A 19,600-nucleotide genomic window follows, 5' to 3' on the forward strand; every position below is an offset into this window, starting at 1 on the left:
TCCTGTTTAAGCTAAATATTTTTAAACTGTTTAAAATTCTCTACTTCAGGCAGATTATTCTGCCTGAAGTTGTTTTAAAATAGCCTTTAGTACTTCGACCCGTGCGGTATGTTTATCATCAGACGCGATAATGTGCCAAGGCGCTTCCTCAGTCGAAGTATGTTCAAACATATCGGCTGCCGCTTTCAGATAATCATCCCAGCGTTCCCGGTTACGCCAGTCTTCTTCAGTAATTTTAAAACGCTTATGTGGTGTATCTTCACGCGCCTTGAACCGTGCTGCCTGTTCCTCTTTAGAAATGGCCAGCCAGATTTTCACAATCACCGTTTGATGCTTGACCAGGCTCTGTTCAAAACGGTTAATTTCCGCATAAGCTCGCTGCCATTCTACCGGACTGGAAAACCCTTCTACCCGTTCTACCAATACCCGACCATACCAGGAACGGTCAAAAATGCAGATATCATCATCGGTTTGCAGCTTGGTCCAGAAGCGCCATAAATAAGGACGGCTCAGCTCATATTTTTCTGGTGCGGCAATGGTATGAATTTCATATTCACGTGGATCCAGTTTTTTGACAATCCGCTTGATCGCGCCGCCCTTGCCAGCAGCATCCATGCCCTCAAACAGAATTACCACATTACGCGAATCGGAACGCATGGCTTTGGCGACCTTCGCGGTTAATTTTTTTAGTTCCGGTTTGTAATCTTCTGGCTGGGCTTGAGTCTTGGAAGGATGTTTTAACTGCTCGGGAATCTTGGCCTGTTTCCATCTTCCCTTGGCTCTGGCGGGATGATCCGGACAATGTTTCAAGGCACTCAGGATATACTGGGCAAATTGCTGGTCGCGCTGCTGCTCATCTTCGCCATCAATAATGAACCAGTCCTCGGTAAAGCGCTGACGCAGGCGCTGCAAGGTGTCATATTCTTTGCGATTGCGCCAGTCCAGACCATGCAGTTGATGCCAGTGAGTTTCAATCGGATCCATGGCATCCAGACGTTTTTGCAAGACTTTCCAGGACAGGTCAAACCAGACCTTGATCACATCGACATGGTTATTTTTCAGGTCCTGTTCAAAGGCCTGCATCTCTTGCAGATATTCATCAAACTGTGCATCACTCAGCGGGCTTTCAGCTTGCATGGCACTGCCAAGCAGATCACTGTACCAGTTACCAAACAGCACCATGATCTGGCCTTCGGCAGGAATAAAACGTGCATAAGGTTGCCACAAGGTCTGCTTCGGGCCGGCTAGCTGAGGCTTATCGGCTTTCACACGCAAATAGCGCGGATCGACCCATTCACGTAACTGTTTAACCGCTTCACCCTTGCCGGCCAGCTCAATGCCATTCACCAGAATCACCAGACTTTTGGCATTTTTCTGGCCCCGGGTCTTTTTTAAATTATATTGGGCATCAATCAGCTCGACAGACAGCTGATCTTCATCCATTAACTGAAATTGTGGTTGTTCCATACGCATCTTCAACCCTGATCTTTTATTCTGTCTGCAGTATAGCGAGGAGTTTCAGCGCAAAAATAGCTCTGGCAACGTTTTTCACACGATTAAATTGGCTATTTAAACAACAGATTGACATACAAATGCCCGATCTCTGTTCAATTTGTCATAGCAGGATTGTCCGGCAGCCTCTAAGATTCTTGCATCCTCCAATCATAATTGAAGCCTCATGTCCAAACTTGCCGTACTCGATGATCTGTTAGCGCATTATTATCAACTGGCTTATCACACCCGGCCTGACATTTTAAGCCGTTTACAGGATGTGCAGGCCTGGCAGAAAGTCCGCATGCAGCGCACTCATCGCGCCCATTTTGCTGAAAAACAAAACCTGTTGATGTCCGAGTATTTCCTGAACCGTCTCTACGGCGGCGCTGACTTTGATGCGCTGGCAGAACAGATTGCCCGGCTGATGAAATATGCGCATAAAGCAGAAAAAGTTATTCCGGAAAATGCCATTAAAACCGGCACCTCAGGCGTAGAGCTGGCTATTCTGGCGGTACAACTGGATGAACAGGTCGCGATTCAGTTATTACAGGATTATCATCCACATGAACCGCTAACTGACGAGATGATGCGCCTGACCTATTTGAAGCTGGATCAGGGTGAAGCACGCCTGAAACAGTTGGCTCTGCTGGATCAGCTCGGTATGAGTCTGGATAAATACATGCGTTCATTTGTGGTCTATACCGCCTTTAAAATGTGTAAGGGCGCGGCGAATAAATATAACTTTCAGGTAATGTATGAATTTATGCAGGATGGTTTTCTGGCCATGAAGCCACTCAAATCGGCAGAAAAATTTGTACGCACGTTCACGGCAACCGAACGCCAGATTATCGAGAAAGTACATTCTGGCGATCCGCTACCATTTCAGTAAATACCCGATGAGTATTTCTGCCAAGCGTGAATTTTTCTGTATATTATTCATAACAATTGCATCATGATTGCTGAATAAGCCTTTAGAATCTGTCATGATGCAGACAATGCAAGATTAACCCGATTGATATGTTAGGAGTGACTCCAATGTCGAATGAAAATACAACGCCTACCCCTACCCCCGAGTCGGCACAACAGACAGACAAAGTGAGCCCATTCTTAACTGAACCCCTTCCACAAGGCACCCCGCAAGGTCAGCAACAATCTTTAGAACAACGTCTGACTGACACGCCTGTGACGGGTACTGTGCCTAAATATAATCTGCCGCGTGGTGCCAATACCGGTAACGTCGGCTCAACCACACACTTCGGCTATCAAACTGTTAACAGCGAAGAAAAAGCCCAGAAAGTCGCAGAAGTGTTCCACTCGGTGGCGAGCAAATACGACATTATGAATGACCTGATGTCTTTTGGTATTCATCGCCTGTGGAAGCGTTTTGCAATCAATATGTCAGGTGTACGCCGTGGCCAGCATGTGCTGGATATCGCGGGTGGTACTGGCGACTTGGCTAAAGTCTTTAGCCGTGAAGTTGGTCCGACAGGTCATGTGGTACTGTCTGATATTAACGAATCCATGCTGAATGTCGGTCGTGACCGTCTGATTGATGCGGGCTGTACCAATGTCGATTTCGTTTTGGCCAATGCCGAAACCTTAGAACCATTTGCAGACAACAGCTTCGATCTTTTAACGATTTCTTTTGGTCTACGTAACGTGACCGATAAAGATGCGGCACTGGCTGCGATGTACCGCGTCCTTAAGCCAGGTGGCCGTTTACTGGTTCTAGAATTTTCTAAACCAGTGTTTGAGCCATTCTCTAAGCTGTATGACCTTTATTCGTTCACGGCATTGCCAATCATGGGTAAAATCATTGCCAATGATGCAGAAAGCTATAAATACCTAGCTGAATCGATCCGTATGCATCCAGATCAGCGCACCCTGAAAGGCATGATGGAAAATGCCGGCTTCCAGAATTGTGACTATCACAACCTGACTGGCGGGATTGTTGCGGTTCACCGCGGTTTCAAACTTTAAGGTTCCTTGCCTATGTGGTCAATTCTGGCACTCGGTGCTGTTGAACGCGTGATTCATCATGTGATTGATCTGGATGCCATTACCCGCATCCAGCTGAATGCCCTATCCGGTAAAATGCTGCGGGTGGTGATCGCCTCGCCACAGCTTTCGGTCGATGTGTTTTTTGATGAGGGCAAAGTTCGTCTGGAGCCAACGGCAACCGGTCATACCGAAACACCTTCGGTCTTTGAACAGCGTCCATTTGACGCAAGTTCCGCGACAGTCCTTGAAGCGACCGCAACCTTGCAGGTCAGCAATGTGGTGGAATTACTCAAGCTGCTGCTTTCCGATGAAGTGGGCAATATTCCATTGCAAGGCGACTACAAGTTATTGCAGGAAATCCAGCGCATCATGCAACAGGCGGAACTGGATCTGGCGGCGCACTTAAGTCCCTGGATTGGCCCGACACTGGCACATGAAATTGGTAAATTGCAACTGCTGCCCCAGCAGCTAAAACGTACCCTGCAAAGTCAATTATTCTTTGCCGAAGATGCCTTAAAAGAAGACAGTGGTCTGTTTGCCCCACGCTGGCAAATGGATGACCTGAATCAGGACACCCGTATCCTGAATCAAAATTTAGATCGGGTTGAAGCGAAAGTCCAGCAGCTTCGGGCCCAGATCGATACCTCAAACAATTCTACTCAAGACTAGGTACGCCGCTTTATGATTCCGCATGTTTCACGTTTACTCGAACTTTGGCGCATCGCCGCGCACTATCGACTCGACACGTTGTTTCCTGCGGAAGAATTACCAGAAAAAGCCCGGCATATTCTGTCTTTGATCCGTATGCATCCGGCCGCCTGGTCCAGTCGTGAACGTAAGAATCCACTCAAGCTGAAACTGGCTTTAGAAGAAATGGGACCGCTGGCCATCAAAATGGGCCAGCTGCTCTCCACTCGTCGCGACCTGATTGCACCTGAAATGTTACAGCAACTGGTTTTGCTGCAAGATCAGGTCAAGCCCTTTGACAATGACGTGGCGCGGATGCGCATTCAGGAATCGCTGAAAGCCGATGTAAATACCCTGTTTGCCCGTTTTGATGTGCAACCACTCGCAGCAGCCTCGATTGCACAGGTACATACCGCAGCCCTGCACGATGGTCGTGAAGTGGTGGTCAAGGTGACCCGTCCGAATATTCGCCAGCAGATTTTGCAGGATTTTGAAATTCTGCAATGGCTGGGGGACTTTTTGGAAAAACGTCTCGAAGCTGCACGTGCTTTACATTTGTCTGAAATTATTCAGGATTATCGTCAGATCATTTTGAATGAACTGGACCTGACCCTGGAAGCGGACAATACCCGCCGTATGCGCCATCACTTTACCGGCTCCAGCATGATGTACGTGCCGGAAGTGTATATGGACAGCAAAGATGTGCTGGTGGCCGAGCGCATTACCGGAGTGCCAATTTCAGATATCGCGACCTTTGACCGACTCGGCATGGATCGTGCTGATCTGGCACGTAAAGGCCTGACTATTTTCTTTACCCAGGTCTTTCGCGATAACTTTTTCCATGCCGACATGCATCCGGGCAATGTCTTTGTCGAAACCATCAATCCGAGCAATCCGCGCTTTATTGCGCTGGACTGCGCGATTATGGGTGAGCTGTCCAAACACGACCAGATGACCGTAGCACGCATGCTGCTGGCGGTCATGAACAGCGACTTCATGCAACTGATTCAGGTGGTGCATCAAGCTGGCTGGATTCCACCGGGTACCGATCAGGATGCTTTGGCTCGTGAAATGCGCCGCAGTGTCGGGCCGATGGTCTCTAAACCAATGCATGAGCTGGATTTTGCCGGTATTTTGATTGAAGTGATGGACATTGCCCGTCGTTTCCATCTGGAAATTCCACCGCAACTGATGCTGCTACTCAAAACACTAGTGCATGTCGAAGGCTTGGGAACCGACCTGTATCCGGAACTGGATATCTGGAGTCTGGCCAAACCGATCCTGACAGACTGGATCAAGGCCCAGATGAATCCGCAAAAGAACCTAAAAGAACTGGGACAGAAAATCCCGGATCTGCTTTTAGGGGCGCAGGATTTACCGACCCTGATGATCGACAGCTTAAATGGTTTAAAAAACCAGTCGGCATGGCATGCCAAACAGCTCAATGAATTACAAAGCATGCGCCTGCAAATGGAACATCAGCAAAAACGCAGCTGGATGTTTGGCAGCGTCATGGCCATTCTGCTGGCAATTGCGATTATTTCACCATGGTTTGTGTCGGTGATTCTGATTGTGTTGGCAAGTGTGCTTGCCGTCTGGCGAATTGCGAAATAAGCGATTTACATATGCAAAAAGCCTGAATAGTCTCAGGCTTTTTTATGTCTTAAAGATGAGGATGACTTCAAAGTCACCTTAGGACATATCTTGCCATTGGGTCTTTAAACCTATCGCTTAAAATAAGCACACATTTGACTGGTATAGGTTCAACCATGGTACAGATTTTACAAAAACGTGCGCCTGCGCTGACGATTCGTGCTGGCCATCTGGCACGTGAGCTGATTCTGCAACAAGGTTTGCAACCCGAACAGGTCGATATTGTACCTGGTGCTGCAGGTGGCCCAAAAGGCATCGGTATCCAGGGACTGGATCAGGCGATTTTTGGTGAGTTTTTTTCACGTGCACCTCAGCGTAGAACTTTGGTGGGTTCTTCGATTGGCAGCTGGCGTTTTGCCAGTATGGCTGCACATGGAGTTCAACAGGGAACCGAACGTTTGGGTGAGCTGTATACCAACCTCTATTTTCATAAAAAAATGACCCGTCAGGATGTCAGCGAAGTTTGCCGTGGCATGCTGCTGGATCTGGTACAAGGCAAAGAAAACGATCTGGTCAATCATCCAGATTATCATCTCGCAGTCATTTCAATTAAAGCCCAACACATTTTCCAGAGTGACAAGGCATTGCCGTTGCTGGCTTCTGTGGCTGGAATTCTTGGAACGACCGCAGTCGCGCGCCGGCACAGCCGTTATTTCATGCAACGTGTGATCAGCCAGCCCAATATCGGTGAACAGTTTAAAATCGCTGAAGATGGATTTACCACGCATTATCATGCACTGACCGAACAGAGTGTGTTGTCTTGGCTGATGGCTTCAGCCTCTATTCCCGGGGTAATGGCAGCGGTGAACAATATTCCGGATGCACCGCAGGGTTATTATCGTGATGGTGGCCTGATTGATTATCACATTGACCTGCCCTTTCAGAGCAAAGGCATTGTGCTGTATCCACATTTTACCGATAGCATTACCCCTGGCTGGTTTGACAAGTTATTTAAACGTACCTCAAATCCGGAAAATCAGGCACGAACTTTGCTGCTTTCTCCATCGCAGCAATATCTGCAAAGTTTGCCTTTGGGTCGTTTGCCTGATCGTAAAGACTTTAACTTAAAAGATTTGGATCAAACCCAACGGATTCAGCTGTGGAAGCAATGTATTGCGGAAAGTCAGCGTCTGGGCGATGAATTTCTGGAACTGGTCGAGAAGCAGAATTTTGCTGAGGTGATGCAAGCCTTGTAATTGGCAGCAGCTGCCCGATTATTTGTATAATTGCTTTAATTTTGTGAACTGTTGAAATTTATGCAGAAGTTTTTAGTTGTCCTGCAATACCTGTGTCTGGCCTTTGCCATTTATCTGATTTATAGCGTCAGCATGTCGCTGTATCGCCAGGATTTTGTCCTGATGGAACTGGTCGCTGATATCGGTACGATTCTGATCTGTATCGACCTGGCGGTGTTTTTATTTACCAGTAAAGGCAAGCCCGGCATTAGCATGGAAGAATATGCAAAAAGACTGGAACAGCCACCATCTAAACTGGTCTATGTGACACGAAAATTGGGGCATCTCGGTATTTTGCTGATTATCACCAGCTGGATTGTGCCGATGATTAACTCATAATGATCCAATAAAAAACCTCCCAATTGGGAGGTTTTTTTAAATTAAAGATATCTGAAAATTATTTAGAACCTTTAATCCCTGCTTGCAATAGCAATGCACCCAAACCACCAATTTTTTGCTCTTGTGGTTTAGCCGCTTGCGGTTTCTTGCCCTGAGGACGGTCGCCTTGCGGACGTGCTTGCTGTGGACGTTTGCCTTGAGGCTTACGTTCACCGCGCTGTTCATTATTTTCACGGCGTGGCTGACGTGGTGCTTTCGCTGGCGCTTCTGAACCTTCAGGACGCATCGACAGGTTCACGCGGTTACGTTCAGCATCGACATTCAATACACGTACTTGCACGATTTGACCCGGTTTCACCACTTTATGCGGATCCGCGACAAATTCATTAGCAAGTTCAGAAATATGCACCAAACCGTCTTGATGTACACCCACATCGACAAATGCACCGAAGTTAGTCACATTGGTCACGACACCTTCAAGCTGCATGCCTTCAGACAATTGCGCCACTTCGGTAATATCATCTCGGAACTTGGCAGTACGGAATTCTGGACGTGGATCACGACCCGGTTTTTCCAGTTCAGCCAATACGTCTTGAATCGTCGGCAGACCGAATTGTTCATCCGCAAACTTTTCAGCATTCACCTGACGAATGATTTCAGTATTGCCAATAATGTCTTTGACCGTGGTTGCTTTCGCTTCAACAATTTTGCTGACCAAAGCATATGATTCAGGGTGCACTGCAGAAGCATCCAGTGGCTCAGAGCCATCCAGAATACGCAAGAAGCCCGCAGCCTGTTCAAAAGTACGCTCGCCTAAACGTGGCACTTTCTTCAACGACTGACGGTTATCAAAACGGCCATTTTCCTTACGGAAGTCGACAATTTGCTGTGCAATCGATTTGTTCAGACCCGCGATATAACCCAAAATTGCAGAAGATGCCGTGTTGACATCCACACCCACCGAGTTCACACAGTCTTCGACCACCGCTTCAAGGGTTTTCGCCAGACCAGTCTGGTTCACATCATGTTGGTACTGGCCTACACCAATTGATTTCGGATCGATTTTCACCAGTTCAGCTAGTGGATCCTGCAAACGGCGTGCAATCGATACCGCACCACGAATAGATACATCTAGTTCAGGCAGTTCTTGAGAAGCCAATTCAGACGCAGAATACACCGATGCACCCGCTTCTGAAACAGAAACACGCGTCAGTTTTAGATCGCTGTTCGCTGCCATCATTTCAGCAACCAACGCTTCTGTTTCACGGCTTGCCGTACCATTCCCAATTGCAATCAGGTCAACATTGAACTCGCGGCATAAACGCGCCAGCTCAGCCAATGAACCTTCTTTATCATCTTTTGGTGCAAATGGATAAATCGTGCTGTGTGCAAGTACATCGCCAGATTCATTCACGACTGCCAGTTTCACACCGGTACGGATACCCGGGTCCACGCCCAAAGTGGTACGTGCACCAGCAGGTGCAGACAGCAGTAAATGACGTAGGTTTTCAGCAAAGACGTTCATCGCTTCTGTTTCAGCAGCCAGACGTTTTTCAGTTAGCAATGAATGTTCGATACTTGGGCGAACTTTACCCAGCCAGAACAGTTTTGCAGTTTGCTTCAAGAAATCCTGACGTGCTTGCGGTTGAACCGTTTCTAGATTGTATTCAGTCTCAATACGTGCCAATGGCGCATCATCTTCGCCATCCACTTTTAAGCCCAAAACGTTTTCTTGACGGCCACGCAGCATCGCCAATAAACGATGTGAAGGCACTTTGTTCAAGTTTTCAGAGAAATCGAAATAATCACGGAATTTTTTACCGACTTCTTTTTTCTCATCACTGGCAACCAAACTTTTCAGCACGGCAGTTTTTGCAAATGTCGCTTTAAGTTCAGTGGTCAGCGCGATATTTTGCGCCCAGTCATCAATCAGGATGTGCTGGATCGCATCAAGCTGGCTTTCAGTATCTGGGTAATCTTCATGGCTAAAACCCACCAAAGCTTCAGCTGGATCAACGGCTTCATTAAAGATTTTTTCGGCAATCGGGCCTAGACCGGCTTCTTTGGCCTTGAATGATTTACTGGTACGTTTTGGACGGTACGGCGCGTAAATTTCTTCTAATGCATTTTTGGTTTCAGCGGCATTCACACGCGCCAATAAATCATCAGATAATTTATCTTGTTCTTTGAGTGATTCAATCACCTTTTCACGGCGCTCATACAAATCACGCAAGTATGATAAACGCGTATCGAGTTGACGTAGTTGCGTATCGTCTAAGCCTTGCGTTACTTCTTTACGGTAACGTGCAATAAAAGGAACACTGGCACCTTCATCAATAAGCTTGATGGCAGCCTCAACTTGATTTGGACGTACGGCAAGTTCTTTTGCCAACTGCTGAACTAAGTCAGTCATCGTGTTTGATCCCACAAGGATAAGTACTAAATGGCATGATTATAAAGACCGGGTCTATAAAATCCACCATTGTTTTTATTAATTTACCTCATCTTTATATTATGAAGTGCCACAGTTTTCAGCTTTTCCCGATAAAGTTTGTATGAACTTTGCTTTTTATCCAGCTTAAAATCGTATTTTTTGCTCATTTAGATGTATATATTTGGTATCTATGTCTTGATTTTAACTGCAATATTTGGTGCTTTAGAGCATAGTCAATTAATATCAATGAATCGTATACTCAAAGCCTATTTGATTTTTGTTTATGACGACAATAAAGAATAAAGGAGCATCTCATGAGTTTAGTTGTACCTGCTGAAAAAGCCGATGCCGTACATACCGAAACGGACCGGGTCGAACGGATCCTGGTGGTTGATGATGATGTTCGTCTGCGTACCTTATTACAGCGTTTTCTCGAAGATAAAGGTTTTGTGGTTAAAACTGCACATGATGCCACGCAGATGGATCGACTTTTACAGCGGGAACTGTTTTCTCTGATCGTGCTCGACTTTATGCTTCCGGTCGAAGATGGCTTGAGTATCTGTCGTCGTTTACGCCAATCCAATATCGATACGCCTATCATTATGCTCACCGCTCGTGGTAGCGACTCGGATCGTATTGCCGGTTTAGAAGCAGGTGCCGATGATTACTTGCCTAAACCGTTTAACCCGAATGAGCTGCTGGCACGTATTCGTGCGGTATTGCGCCGTCAGGTACGTGAAGTGCCGGGTGCACCAAGCCAACAGATGGAAGTGGTTTCTTTTGGCCCATGGTCGCTAGATCTCTCTACCCGCACTCTGACCCGTGAAGGCCAAGTGGTAACGCTCACTACTGGTGAGTTTGCAGTACTGAAAGCACTGGTTCAACATCCACGCGAACCATTAACCCGCGACAAGCTGATGAATCTGGCGCGTGGCCGTGAATGGGGTGCCATGGAACGTTCAATTGATGTTCAGGTGTCACGTTTACGCCGTCTGGTTGAAGAAAATCCTGCGCGTGCACGTTATATCCAGACCGTATGGGGTGTGGGTTATGTCTTTGTTCCAGATGGTGCTGAATAAAGGAAAAATTATAGGATAAAGATTACCCCAGTCTATTGTCCCTAAAAGTCATTCGCTGCTGTTTGAGCCTCCCTTCTTTAAAGGCTCGTATACAAATGCGCGAGTTCAGCGAATGGCAAAGTTTTTACTTGCGTAACAGTGTTACTCATTTTTTCAAAAAAAGTAACACAACAAGCTCCTTCCATCGAAGGTTCAAGCAGTAAGATTCCATTACAAATATTATTACTGCTCAATTTGGAAAATGCCTACAGGGAGCTGGTGTGAAACTCGACCCCATCGATCCACAAAAATTTACCGATTTTGTCAGCTACTCGGAAAAAAAGCGTACCCGCGGGGAACGCTTTCTCGACAAGATCAAACCGCGTTCTGCTGCCATGCGTACCACGGTACTGGTGGTTTTCGTGGTCTGTTTCAGCCTGTTCATGTCCTTATGGTTCTTTTGGCGTACCCTGTTTTTACCTGAAATCCAGCAACATGCGCGTTATCTGGCCATGGAACTGGAAATTCTCAACAATCCCGATCTGCGCCTGTATCACAAACAGCAGGAAGTCGACATTGACGATTGGTTAAGAAATCGGGTCGGCATTGAATACGTGACCAATCCAGCAGAATATCCCACTGTCCGTGAAAAGCTGATTGCAGAATTTTTTACCCGGCAGATCGAAACCAAACTGGCCAAAGAGTTACGTATCGAACAAGCCACAGTCTATTTCCAGTTTAAGCCGAGTCCACGTATCTGGATCCAGACCCCTGAAATGAATGGCCACTGGGTACAGGAACCTTTAAAGACTTATGCCAATTATAGCAATGAACTGATTTTGGGCTGGTTGCTTGGCACGCCGATTATTGTCGGCATCATTATTTTGACCTTGGTGCGTCAGCTCAACCGTCCTTTACGCCGTTTGCAGAATGCCGCCAACAGTTATAGCCGAATCGGCTCAGCACCCTATCTAGATACCAATCATGGTCCACTGGAAATCCGTCAGGTCAATCATGCCTTTAATCAGATGATTTATACGCTGGACCAGACCGAGCGGGAACGCCGAATCATGCTGGCCGGCATTTCACATGACTTGCGCACGCCCTTAACCCGAATCCGCCTCAGTGCCGAAATGATGCCAGATGAAGACTTTCTCAAAGAAGGCCTGATTTATGATGTCGAAGATATGGACGCGATTCTGGATCAGTTCATTTCCTATATGCGCGACGGTTCCGATGAAGAACCGCAGGACACCAATGTCAATGTACTGCTACAGGAACTGGTCAAGCAGTTTAAACCGCTAGATATCCGTTTCACCCCACAAGATATACCGACCATTCAGGCACGTAGCATGTCGCTAAAAAGACTGATTGGCAATCTGATCAACAACTCAAAACGCTATGGTTCAGAACCAATTGAGCTTTCTGCGCATGTTGAAGAAGATCAACTGTTGATTTGTGTCGCAGACCATGGCGAAGGCATTCCGGAAGATCAGATTGAAGCCTTGATGCAGCCTTTTGTTCGGGGCAATTCGGCACGAACGGTACAAGGCAGTGGCTTGGGGCTGGCCATTGTTAAACGGATTGTCGATATTCACCATGGTCAATTACGTATCCATAATCGTCCTGAAGGTGGGCTGGAAGCTATCATTTCACTACCCGTGAATCAGGCGAACCCTGAGACACTTCCCCCCGCCACTACACTCGATAAAATTCGCCAAACCTTGACTGATCACTTTTAAGAAGTGATCAGTAATTCAACAAATGACTTTTTAGTTTTTCTATACAATTCATTTTATAGTTCACGAATTCAATCATTTAAAAATCATCATTTTTTATTATACCTACATTTAGCTAAAAAATTAGACCTTAGCCTAACACCTATGCACAATACATTTTTTGAGCGGTACAATCCGTATCATAGTTTAAGAATTAATGAGAGTTAAAATGTCTTTAGATCGTATCCGTTTAGCCTCCCTACACAACAAAGTCATCAGCCCTGAACAAGCGGCTGAATTCATCCAAGATGGCATGACTGTGGGTATGAGTGGCTTTACTCGCGCTGGTGAAGCGAAGGCGGTTCCTTTAGCTTTGGTTCAACAGGCAAAAGCAAATCCATTAAAGATCACGTTAATTACTGGTGCATCACTAGGGAACGATCTAGACAAACAACTGACTGAAGCTGGTGTATTGGCACGTCGTTTACCGTTCCAGGTAGACAATACTTTACGTAAAGCGATCAACAACGGCGAAGTGATGTTCATTGACCAGCACTTGTCTGAAACTGTTGAGCAAATGCGTAACCTGCAGTTGAAAAAACCAGACGTTGCGATCATCGAAGCCGTAGCAATTACTGAAGATGGCGGCATCATTCCAACAACATCTGTTGGTAACTCTGCAAGCTTTGCGATTTTTGCTGAAAAAGTGATTGTAGAAATCAATACCAACTTAAGCCCGGCATTTGAAGGCTTGCACGATATCTACATCCCGACCTATCGTCCAACGCGTCAACCGATTCCATTGACTCAAGTTGATGAGCGTATCGGCACGCATGCGATCAATATCGATCCATCTAAAATTGTTGGTATCGTATTTAACAGCGAATTGCACGACTCTCCATCTACTGTAACTGCACCAGATGATGAGACGCAAAGCATTGCCAACCATTTGATCGCTTTCTTTGAAAAAGAAGTGGCTGAAGACCGTCTACCGAAAAACCTGGGACCTCTTCAAGCAGGGATCGGTTCAATTGCAAATGCCGTATTGACCGGTCTGAAAGATTCAAACTTCGAAGACCTGATCATGTACTCAGAAGTTCTGCAAGACTGTACTTTTGAATTGATCGATGCAGGTAAGATGAAGTTTGCTTCAGGTTCGTCTATTACGCTTTCTGCTAAATATGGCGAAAAAGTATTTAACAACCTTGAACAATACAAAGACAAACTGGTATTACGTCCACAGGAAATTTCAAACCATCCTGAACTGGTACGTCGTTTAGGTATTATCGGCATCAACACTGCACTTGAGTTTGATATTTACGGTAACGTGAACTCAACTCACGTATGTGGTACCAAAATGATGAACGGTATTGGTGGTTCAGGTGACTTCGCACGTAATGCGCATTTGGCGATCTTCGTGACCAAATCCATCGCGAAAGGTGGTGACATCTCTTCTGTAGTGCCATTTGCTTCACATATCGACCATGCGGAACATGATGTTGATATCCTAGTGACTGAACAAGGTCTTGCGGATCTTCGTGGTTTGGCTCCGCGTGAGCGTGCACGTGCAGTGATTGATAACTGTGCGCACCCAATGTACCGCGATGCGTTGAATGATTACTTTGACCGTGCATGTGCAAAAGGCGGCCATACCCCTCATCTTCTTCGTGAAGCGCTTTCTTGGCACTCAAACTTCGAAGAAAATGGTCACATGCTTGCTGTTGAAGCTGCAGTAAAAACTGCATAATTGACTGCATTCACAAAACGCCCTACGGGGCGTTTTTTTATGGCATTTTTATATTTTTTTTGAATAGTCAGAACCTGATTATATTAAGGAAGCCATCTGGCTATCACCTACTCTTTCTTCTTTTATTTATCCTGCCGATCTGCTGTAGAAATACACTTCTGATGCTCAAGGGCTTTAAATTCTGATTCTTCACCCTCATACTTGAACACAAGAGCAAAATTAGAGACATGACATGCGCGTAGATATCTGGTCAGATGTGGTTTGCCCCTTCTGCTATATTGGTAAAAAACGTTTAGAAGCTGCTGCACAAGAAGCAGGTATTGAGCTAGAAGTACATTGGCACAGTTTCCAGCTCGATCCTGAAGCACCGGTACGTCAGGAAATTTCTAACTCTGAGCGTCTGGCGCAAAAATATGGCCGTACTGTGGCTGAAGTCGAAGAAATGCAGCGCAATATTGCTGAAATGGCCAAAGCCGAAGGTATCGAATTTAACTGGGAAGGTGCCAATTCAGGCAATACCTTTAATGCGCATCGCCTGATTCACCTGGCGCAAAGCAAGGGTCTGGGCAATGAAGCACAGGAAGCATTCTTCTATAGTTATATGACCCAAGGTCTGGCGATTGGAGAACGTGAAACGCTGGAAGATGTCGCAGCGCGTATTGGCCTGAATCCGGTCGAAGTCGATGATCTGTTGGATTCGGAGGAATATGCTGATTTCGTCAAATTCGATCAGGAAGTGGCACACGAACAACTCAAAGTGACTGGTGTGCCTTTCTTTGTTTTTGATCAACGTGTGGCATTGGCAGGCGCGCAGCCTAAAGAAGTTTTCCTGCAAGTATTTGAAAAAGCGCTCGATACATCAACCAACAGTCAGGCAGCACAGTGCTCACCAGAAACGTGTGACACGCCAGACCAAGCTAAATAAAACAACGTTCAATAAAAAAACCCCATTTTAAATGGGGTTTTTTTATTTGTTATTGAATGGCATTCGCTTAATCAACCAGAAAACTAATTTTTAAATTGACACGATATTCCGTGATTTTATTTTCTTTAATGACAACCTTCTGTTCATTGATCCAAGCACCTTGTACATTTTTGACCGTTTCTGTGACTTTTTGAATGCCCGTTTGAATCGCATCTTCAAAGCTTTTATTGCTGCTTGAATTAACTTCTACCACTTTTGCAATTGCCATAATAAAACTCTCAGCATGAAAATGAATGGAATTCCATCTTAGTCCATTCTCAGAAGATTGCAGCAGCCCGTAAACAAGCGATAGCAAAAACTTACATGGATTGAACAAAGCTCGAAATTCAATCTTAAATTGGCAGATCAAAAACACATCGCCGCTTGTTTTGGCACTCGATCAAGTCCAGATTCTCATCGCCAAAACAAAGCATAAAGTCCTGTAAAATCATAAAAATCAAACTAGAGTAAATACACTAATTTATTGTTTTATAGAGTAATTTATCTAAAATTTACTGCCTGAATTTGCCGAATCTATCATTTTATATTAAGTCTTATTTGCTATTATTTCACTCGAATTAAGTTTAAATATTCTCCTCTGTTCAAGTCATTGAACACTCTGATATTAAAGGTCATCCTATGAATGCTCTTAAATTTGCTTTCGCAGCAACTGTTATGGCTTTTTCTGTTCAAGCGTCTGCACAAATGGCGCAAGTGGTTCATCTGCCAGACTTTCCAGCGACTAAAGCACCTGCTGAAACAGTAAATGCAGAGGCTGCGACTGCAGCAACTGAAAAAACAGCTTAATGCAAAGCTGTTCTTTCATTAAAACAGGCTGATTGATTCAGCCTGTTTTTTTTGATCATATTGAACACATTCAATGTGAAAGATGCTCGACTCTAAAAAAATATCGACTATTTCCTACTCTCATTTTTTCTATTGATTTTTATCACTTTTAATTAAAAAATTTGTTTATAAAATACTCAAAATAGATCACTATTTTATGTGATCTCTGCTTATAATTGCAGCAATATAAATAGATTAATGATAAGAAAATTTTATATGCATGAACTTCAGGCATTGGTACAGGGCAAAATTCCGCCTCAGTCAGTTTCTATTGATTATTTAATTGAGATGGCGGAAAGCTATACAGACTCGAATTCTGCTGAATACAGACTGGTCGAGCTGGCGGTTAACATTGTACTGGCACAAACCCTGGATAAAGCACTGAAACATCTCTAGAGATCAAAAAAAATGAATGCTTTAGAAAAAGCACACTTAATTAAAGAACTACATGGACTGGCGCAGCAACTGGAGCATAAAGTCCTGCCTTTCTATGAAATTGCCCGTTCTAAAAAAAGGATACGCGATATTTTTAATCTGTGTGATGAGCCTATTTTCAAAACCCAGATTTCAGCATTTAAAGCCCGCACTCAGCCTGAACTTGTCGCCTACCAATTTTCTGCTAACACGTCTTATCATCTAAGCTTTCGTGGCTATTTCACCGAAGTCTTGGCGCTGGAACAAGCATTGTCTGCCCATCCGGATTCTGGCTGGGCAGTTTTACATCATCCTGAACGTGGCTGGCAAATCTGGCTGATTCCGGCCCCCCAATCTCCTGCCCTGCACAGCCAATGGGCTGAATTGCAACACTGCTATATCTGGCTGTTGCAACAACAGCAGCGGTTTTCTTGTCTGCAACAGGATCCCCCCTTAATCGTTCCTGCCTTATCCTTAAACGAAGCTGAAACCAGCTCAAAAGCTATGGAAACAACCAAATATCATCGGGGACGACCGCGCGTAAGAATTCATGCACTAGAATTAAATCGCTCAGATGAGTCAACCAATCAGATACAAATTGAACGCGAGGCGTTAAATCCTCAGTTAAAAACTGAAACGACCATTCCGCAAGAACAGATCACAGCCTCCGAATTGATTCAATTCCCTGCACAGATTCAACTAGGCGAACTAAACGCCCATGTACACCCTTTAGGCTTAGAAGAAACCAATATCCAGCGGCTCTGTGCTTTAGAAATGACTGAGAAGATCGAGCATCCTGCCTATTTGGATATCGCACTGTATTATGCAGCAGAAGATAATTGGCAGGCACGTCAGGTTTATTTGGTTGAACAACTGAATCTGCAAGGCCAGTTTGTTAAATATCTGATGCTCTTAGGGGTACCGAGTCAGTTGCAGGCTCACTATTGTATTCAACATTGGCTTACCCACCATCAACGCCAGGCTGCTGCGATTAAATCACTGGCCTGGTCTGTTATAAGCATCAGGTTCATGCAACTCGAGCTTTTTTCAACGGCTTACTTGCAGCAGGCTGAAACAGTCTGGACAAAGCCAGATTACCATCCTTTTATACCCGCCCAGTTTATTCAGAAGCAAAAATTTATCTCGTTTCAAGAAGCTGCTGCGAATTTTTCTACTCCTGTACTCTTACTGCAGGAACATCAAAAAATCCGAGTGATTCATGGTGAAAAACGCATGTCTATGGCAGAGAAGGAGCTGGCCTATCCACACATCTTGCTGCAACGCGACAAACAGCTAAATTGGCAGAATATTCACAATATTATTTTAACAATGCCGCAACCGATTCATGTGCTGGAACTTTATCGGGAAATTCAGGCTCAAATGATTGAATAATTGCTGTTATTTTGTAGCTTTAACTTGCTTTTTAAGGCGATTTTTTAGAAAACTACAGCTAAATATAAGCATACAAGAGCAACAAATATCTCATGCAAATAAACAGGATTACTCAAACTTTACTGCTCTCTCTGGGCCTAGGAATGAGCGGTAGCATTTCCTGGGCAAATTCAGTCACAGCTGCTCCTGCCAGTTCAACAAATACAGAGCCCAGCCGATCAGGCTTACTGGATCAGATTCCACGTTTGATCGATGCAACACCAACGGTTCTGCCAGAGCAATCAAGTGTCGCCATCGTTCCATCCACGCTAGAGACAGAAAATTATTCATGGGCGGATCAAAAACAGAAAGGCATCCGCGAATGGGCTGATCGTACTGCACATAAAATTGATAACTGGTTTGGTGAAACCGATCCGGATCAGCCAGCTGCAGCCACATTACGGATCATTCTAGATAATCGCTGGGATGAATATGAAGGCTATGAGATTAAGCCCCGAATCCGCGGCAAGATCAAGCTTCCGACCTTGGAACAAAAGCTGAGTGTGGTTTTTGGTGATGACAGTCTGGACAATGAATTAGACAGTAATGTCGCGATTACCAATGAAAATCCTGCCACTTCCGGAGATAAACGTCTGGATACTAAACGTGCACGTGAAGATAACAGCTCTTTTGCCTTACGTTGGTCTGAATGGTCAGATCGCATTCCTTTCGAAACCGATCTGGATCTGGGCTTGCGTTCTGGAGATGATATTTACCTGCGTGTCAAAGCCAGTAAAGATTGGACGCTGGAAAATGACTACTCTTTTCATGCCGAACAGATTTATCGCTACGGCATTCAAAGCGAAAACTATTTACGGACCAATCTGGAGCTAATCCATGCCCGTCCCAATCAGGCCTTTTTCTCCAATCAGCTTAGTCTGACTTATGCAGATGATCAAGACGATGATCTGACCTGGGACAACTACACCTTCAGGCAACATCAGTTTTTTCAGGACAACCGTTTCAGTTACGGCATTTATACCGGTGGTTATCTAAATGACAAGGATCTGCGTCTCAACCGCTGGGGCCCCTATGTGTCGTGGAGACAACCTTTTTTACGTGAATGGTTTTTTGTCCAGACCGACCTGAACTATTTGAATGATCATCGCGAAGATCGTGATCACTATGTCGGAGCTTTGGTGCGTTTAGAAGCGTTATTTTAAACTGACTGATACGAGAAAATAATAAAAGCCCATCATTCATGGGCTTTTTTCAATATTACTGAGGCAATCAGCGCGGTAAGTATTAGCTGGTTTTATTCAAGATAATACGATCACTGCGTAGCACTCGTTTTTGCTGTAATGAAGGTTGCTCCATCACTGGCATATTGAAGCGAATACGATCGCTATGTTGCACACGTTGTAGTTTTGCTGCCTCTACTTTCGCAACTTTATAAAAACTGATTCGATCTGTGCGTACCATTTTTTCTGCAGCAGGTGCCGCTAGACTAACTTGGCTCATCGACATCAGGATTACAGCGCCCATACTGATCATCAGCTTAGATTTCATAACATTCTCTCTCCTTACTTAATGATCGTAATTATAAATCAAAAAACCAGTATTAATTTAAAATTCAGAT

Annotated in this window: 18 protein-coding genes; 14 read left to right on the forward strand and 4 right to left on the reverse strand. The window is 45.1% G+C overall.

Annotated features, from left to right (window positions below; all coding sequences use genetic code 11):
- Positions 1 to 54 precede the first annotated feature (54 nt).
- Complete coding sequence (gene pap, locus NI469_RS01790) at positions 55 to 1,473, reverse strand: polyphosphate:AMP phosphotransferase (protein ID WP_195725231.1); 1,419 nt, start codon at positions 1,471 to 1,473, stop codon at positions 55 to 57.
- A gap of 205 nt (positions 1,474 to 1,678) precedes the next feature.
- Here pap and NI469_RS01795 point away from each other — a divergent pair, with 205 nt between their 5' ends.
- The 6 genes from NI469_RS01795 to NI469_RS01820 all read left to right on the forward strand — a co-directional run bounded on the left by NI469_RS01795 (position 1,679) and on the right by NI469_RS01820 (position 7,409).
- Positions 1,679 to 2,383, forward strand: coding sequence for a DUF8198 family protein (locus tag NI469_RS01795; RefSeq protein ID WP_004647334.1), 705 nt, complete (start codon positions 1,679 to 1,681; stop codon positions 2,381 to 2,383).
- Positions 2,384 to 2,529: 146 nt separating this feature from the next.
- On the forward strand, positions 2,530 to 3,474 hold the full coding sequence (gene ubiE / locus NI469_RS01800; protein ID WP_004647333.1) for a bifunctional demethylmenaquinone methyltransferase/2-methoxy-6-polyprenyl-1,4-benzoquinol methylase UbiE: 945 nt from the start codon (positions 2,530 to 2,532) through the stop codon (positions 3,472 to 3,474).
- A 12-nt stretch (positions 3,475 to 3,486) separates the two neighbouring features.
- The gene (locus NI469_RS01805; RefSeq protein WP_253174294.1) at positions 3,487 to 4,164 is read left to right on the forward strand and encodes a ubiquinone biosynthesis accessory factor UbiJ; all 678 of its coding nucleotides are present in this window, start codon (positions 3,487 to 3,489) and stop codon (positions 4,162 to 4,164) included.
- Positions 4,165 to 4,176: 12 nt separating this feature from the next.
- Positions 4,177 to 5,796, forward strand: coding sequence for an ABC1 kinase family protein (locus tag NI469_RS01810; protein WP_253146772.1), 1,620 nt, complete (start codon positions 4,177 to 4,179; stop codon positions 5,794 to 5,796).
- Between the two features lie 155 nt (positions 5,797 to 5,951).
- Positions 5,952 to 7,031, forward strand: a complete 1,080-nt coding sequence (locus tag NI469_RS01815) for a patatin-like phospholipase family protein (protein ID WP_253146774.1) — start codon at positions 5,952 to 5,954, stop codon at positions 7,029 to 7,031.
- Between the two features lie 60 nt (positions 7,032 to 7,091).
- The gene (locus tag NI469_RS01820; protein ID WP_004729331.1) at positions 7,092 to 7,409 is read left to right on the forward strand and encodes a hypothetical protein; all 318 of its coding nucleotides are present in this window, start codon (positions 7,092 to 7,094) and stop codon (positions 7,407 to 7,409) included.
- 58 nt (positions 7,410 to 7,467) lie between these two features.
- On the opposite strand, the gene NI469_RS01825 is transcribed toward NI469_RS01820, so the two are convergent.
- Positions 7,468 to 9,822, reverse strand: a complete 2,355-nt coding sequence (locus tag NI469_RS01825; protein WP_253174295.1) for a Tex family protein — start codon at positions 9,820 to 9,822, stop codon at positions 7,468 to 7,470.
- A 335-nt stretch (positions 9,823 to 10,157) separates the two neighbouring features.
- Between NI469_RS01825 and ompR the strand changes: the two genes are divergently transcribed.
- From ompR to NI469_RS01845, 4 genes are all read left to right on the forward strand, one after another.
- On the forward strand, positions 10,158 to 10,922 hold the full coding sequence (gene ompR / locus NI469_RS01830) for an osmolarity response regulator transcription factor OmpR (RefSeq protein ID WP_004278590.1): 765 nt from the start codon (positions 10,158 to 10,160) through the stop codon (positions 10,920 to 10,922).
- 260 nt (positions 10,923 to 11,182) lie between these two features.
- On the forward strand, positions 11,183 to 12,643 hold the full coding sequence (locus NI469_RS01835; RefSeq protein WP_180038619.1) for an ATP-binding protein: 1,461 nt from the start codon (positions 11,183 to 11,185) through the stop codon (positions 12,641 to 12,643).
- A 205-nt stretch (positions 12,644 to 12,848) separates the two neighbouring features.
- Positions 12,849 to 14,366 (forward strand): acetyl-CoA hydrolase/transferase family protein, encoded by a 1,518-nt coding sequence (locus tag NI469_RS01840; protein WP_180038620.1) that lies wholly within the window; start codon positions 12,849 to 12,851, stop codon positions 14,364 to 14,366.
- Between the two features lie 232 nt (positions 14,367 to 14,598).
- Positions 14,599 to 15,291: a DsbA family oxidoreductase gene (locus NI469_RS01845; RefSeq protein ID WP_253174296.1), complete on the forward strand. Its 693-nt coding sequence runs from the start codon at positions 14,599 to 14,601 to the stop codon at positions 15,289 to 15,291.
- A 67-nt stretch (positions 15,292 to 15,358) separates the two neighbouring features.
- Here NI469_RS01845 and NI469_RS01850 read toward each other — a convergent pair whose 3' ends face one another.
- Positions 15,359 to 15,559, reverse strand: coding sequence for a dodecin family protein (locus NI469_RS01850; protein ID WP_004278594.1), 201 nt, complete (start codon positions 15,557 to 15,559; stop codon positions 15,359 to 15,361).
- Between the two features lie 410 nt (positions 15,560 to 15,969).
- Here NI469_RS01850 and NI469_RS01855 point away from each other — a divergent pair, with 410 nt between their 5' ends.
- The 4 genes from NI469_RS01855 (at position 15,970) to NI469_RS01870 (ending at position 19,184) form a co-directional block, all read left to right on the forward strand.
- On the forward strand, positions 15,970 to 16,137 hold the full coding sequence (locus NI469_RS01855) for a hypothetical protein (protein WP_253174297.1): 168 nt from the start codon (positions 15,970 to 15,972) through the stop codon (positions 16,135 to 16,137).
- 255 nt (positions 16,138 to 16,392) lie between these two features.
- Positions 16,393 to 16,572: a hypothetical protein gene (locus NI469_RS01860; protein WP_004647321.1), complete on the forward strand. Its 180-nt coding sequence runs from the start codon at positions 16,393 to 16,395 to the stop codon at positions 16,570 to 16,572.
- A 12-nt stretch (positions 16,573 to 16,584) separates the two neighbouring features.
- The gene (locus NI469_RS01865) at positions 16,585 to 17,982 is read left to right on the forward strand and encodes a hypothetical protein (protein ID WP_253174298.1); all 1,398 of its coding nucleotides are present in this window, start codon (positions 16,585 to 16,587) and stop codon (positions 17,980 to 17,982) included.
- A gap of 92 nt (positions 17,983 to 18,074) precedes the next feature.
- Positions 18,075 to 19,184 (forward strand): hypothetical protein, encoded by a 1,110-nt coding sequence (locus NI469_RS01870; RefSeq protein WP_253146780.1) that lies wholly within the window; start codon positions 18,075 to 18,077, stop codon positions 19,182 to 19,184.
- An 82-nt stretch (positions 19,185 to 19,266) separates the two neighbouring features.
- On the opposite strand, the gene NI469_RS01875 is transcribed toward NI469_RS01870, so the two are convergent.
- Positions 19,267 to 19,530 (reverse strand): hypothetical protein, encoded by a 264-nt coding sequence (locus NI469_RS01875; protein ID WP_005102851.1) that lies wholly within the window; start codon positions 19,528 to 19,530, stop codon positions 19,267 to 19,269.
- Positions 19,531 to 19,600 lie beyond the last annotated feature (70 nt).

This window comes from Acinetobacter lwoffii (assembly GCF_024129735.1).
In the GTDB taxonomy this organism is placed as follows: domain Bacteria; phylum Pseudomonadota; class Gammaproteobacteria; order Pseudomonadales; family Moraxellaceae; genus Acinetobacter; species Acinetobacter lwoffii_H.

Bases quoted from the DNA above. Each gene is read 5' to 3' on its own strand.
- NI469_RS01825 (WP_253174295.1), bottom strand. From the start codon at position 9,822: ATGACTGACTTAGTTCAGCAGTTGGCAAAAGAACTTGCCGTACGTCCA.
- NI469_RS01850 (WP_004278594.1), bottom strand. From the start codon at position 15,559: ATGGCAATTGCAAAAGTGGTAGAAGTTAATTCAAGCAGCAATAAAAGC.
- ompR (WP_004278590.1), top strand. From the start codon at position 10,158: ATGAGTTTAGTTGTACCTGCTGAAAAAGCCGATGCCGTACATACCGAA.
- NI469_RS01875 (WP_005102851.1), bottom strand. From the start codon at position 19,530: ATGAAATCTAAGCTGATGATCAGTATGGGCGCTGTAATCCTGATGTCG.
- NI469_RS01865 (WP_253174298.1), top strand. From the start codon at position 16,585: ATGAATGCTTTAGAAAAAGCACACTTAATTAAAGAACTACATGGACTG.
- ubiE (WP_004647333.1), top strand. From the start codon at position 2,530: ATGTCGAATGAAAATACAACGCCTACCCCTACCCCCGAGTCGGCACAA.
- NI469_RS01820 (WP_004729331.1), top strand. From the start codon at position 7,092: ATGCAGAAGTTTTTAGTTGTCCTGCAATACCTGTGTCTGGCCTTTGCC.
- NI469_RS01815 (WP_253146774.1), top strand. From the start codon at position 5,952: ATGGTACAGATTTTACAAAAACGTGCGCCTGCGCTGACGATTCGTGCT.
- NI469_RS01840 (WP_180038620.1), top strand. From the start codon at position 12,849: ATGTCTTTAGATCGTATCCGTTTAGCCTCCCTACACAACAAAGTCATC.
- NI469_RS01810 (WP_253146772.1), top strand. From the start codon at position 4,177: ATGATTCCGCATGTTTCACGTTTACTCGAACTTTGGCGCATCGCCGCG.
- pap (WP_195725231.1), bottom strand. From the start codon at position 1,473: ATGCGTATGGAACAACCACAATTTCAGTTAATGGATGAAGATCAGCTG.
- NI469_RS01855 (WP_253174297.1), top strand. From the start codon at position 15,970: ATGAATGCTCTTAAATTTGCTTTCGCAGCAACTGTTATGGCTTTTTCT.
- NI469_RS01795 (WP_004647334.1), top strand. From the start codon at position 1,679: ATGTCCAAACTTGCCGTACTCGATGATCTGTTAGCGCATTATTATCAA.
- NI469_RS01860 (WP_004647321.1), top strand. From the start codon at position 16,393: ATGCATGAACTTCAGGCATTGGTACAGGGCAAAATTCCGCCTCAGTCA.
- NI469_RS01805 (WP_253174294.1), top strand. From the start codon at position 3,487: ATGTGGTCAATTCTGGCACTCGGTGCTGTTGAACGCGTGATTCATCAT.
- NI469_RS01870 (WP_253146780.1), top strand. From the start codon at position 18,075: ATGCAAATAAACAGGATTACTCAAACTTTACTGCTCTCTCTGGGCCTA.
- NI469_RS01845 (WP_253174296.1), top strand. From the start codon at position 14,599: ATGCGCGTAGATATCTGGTCAGATGTGGTTTGCCCCTTCTGCTATATT.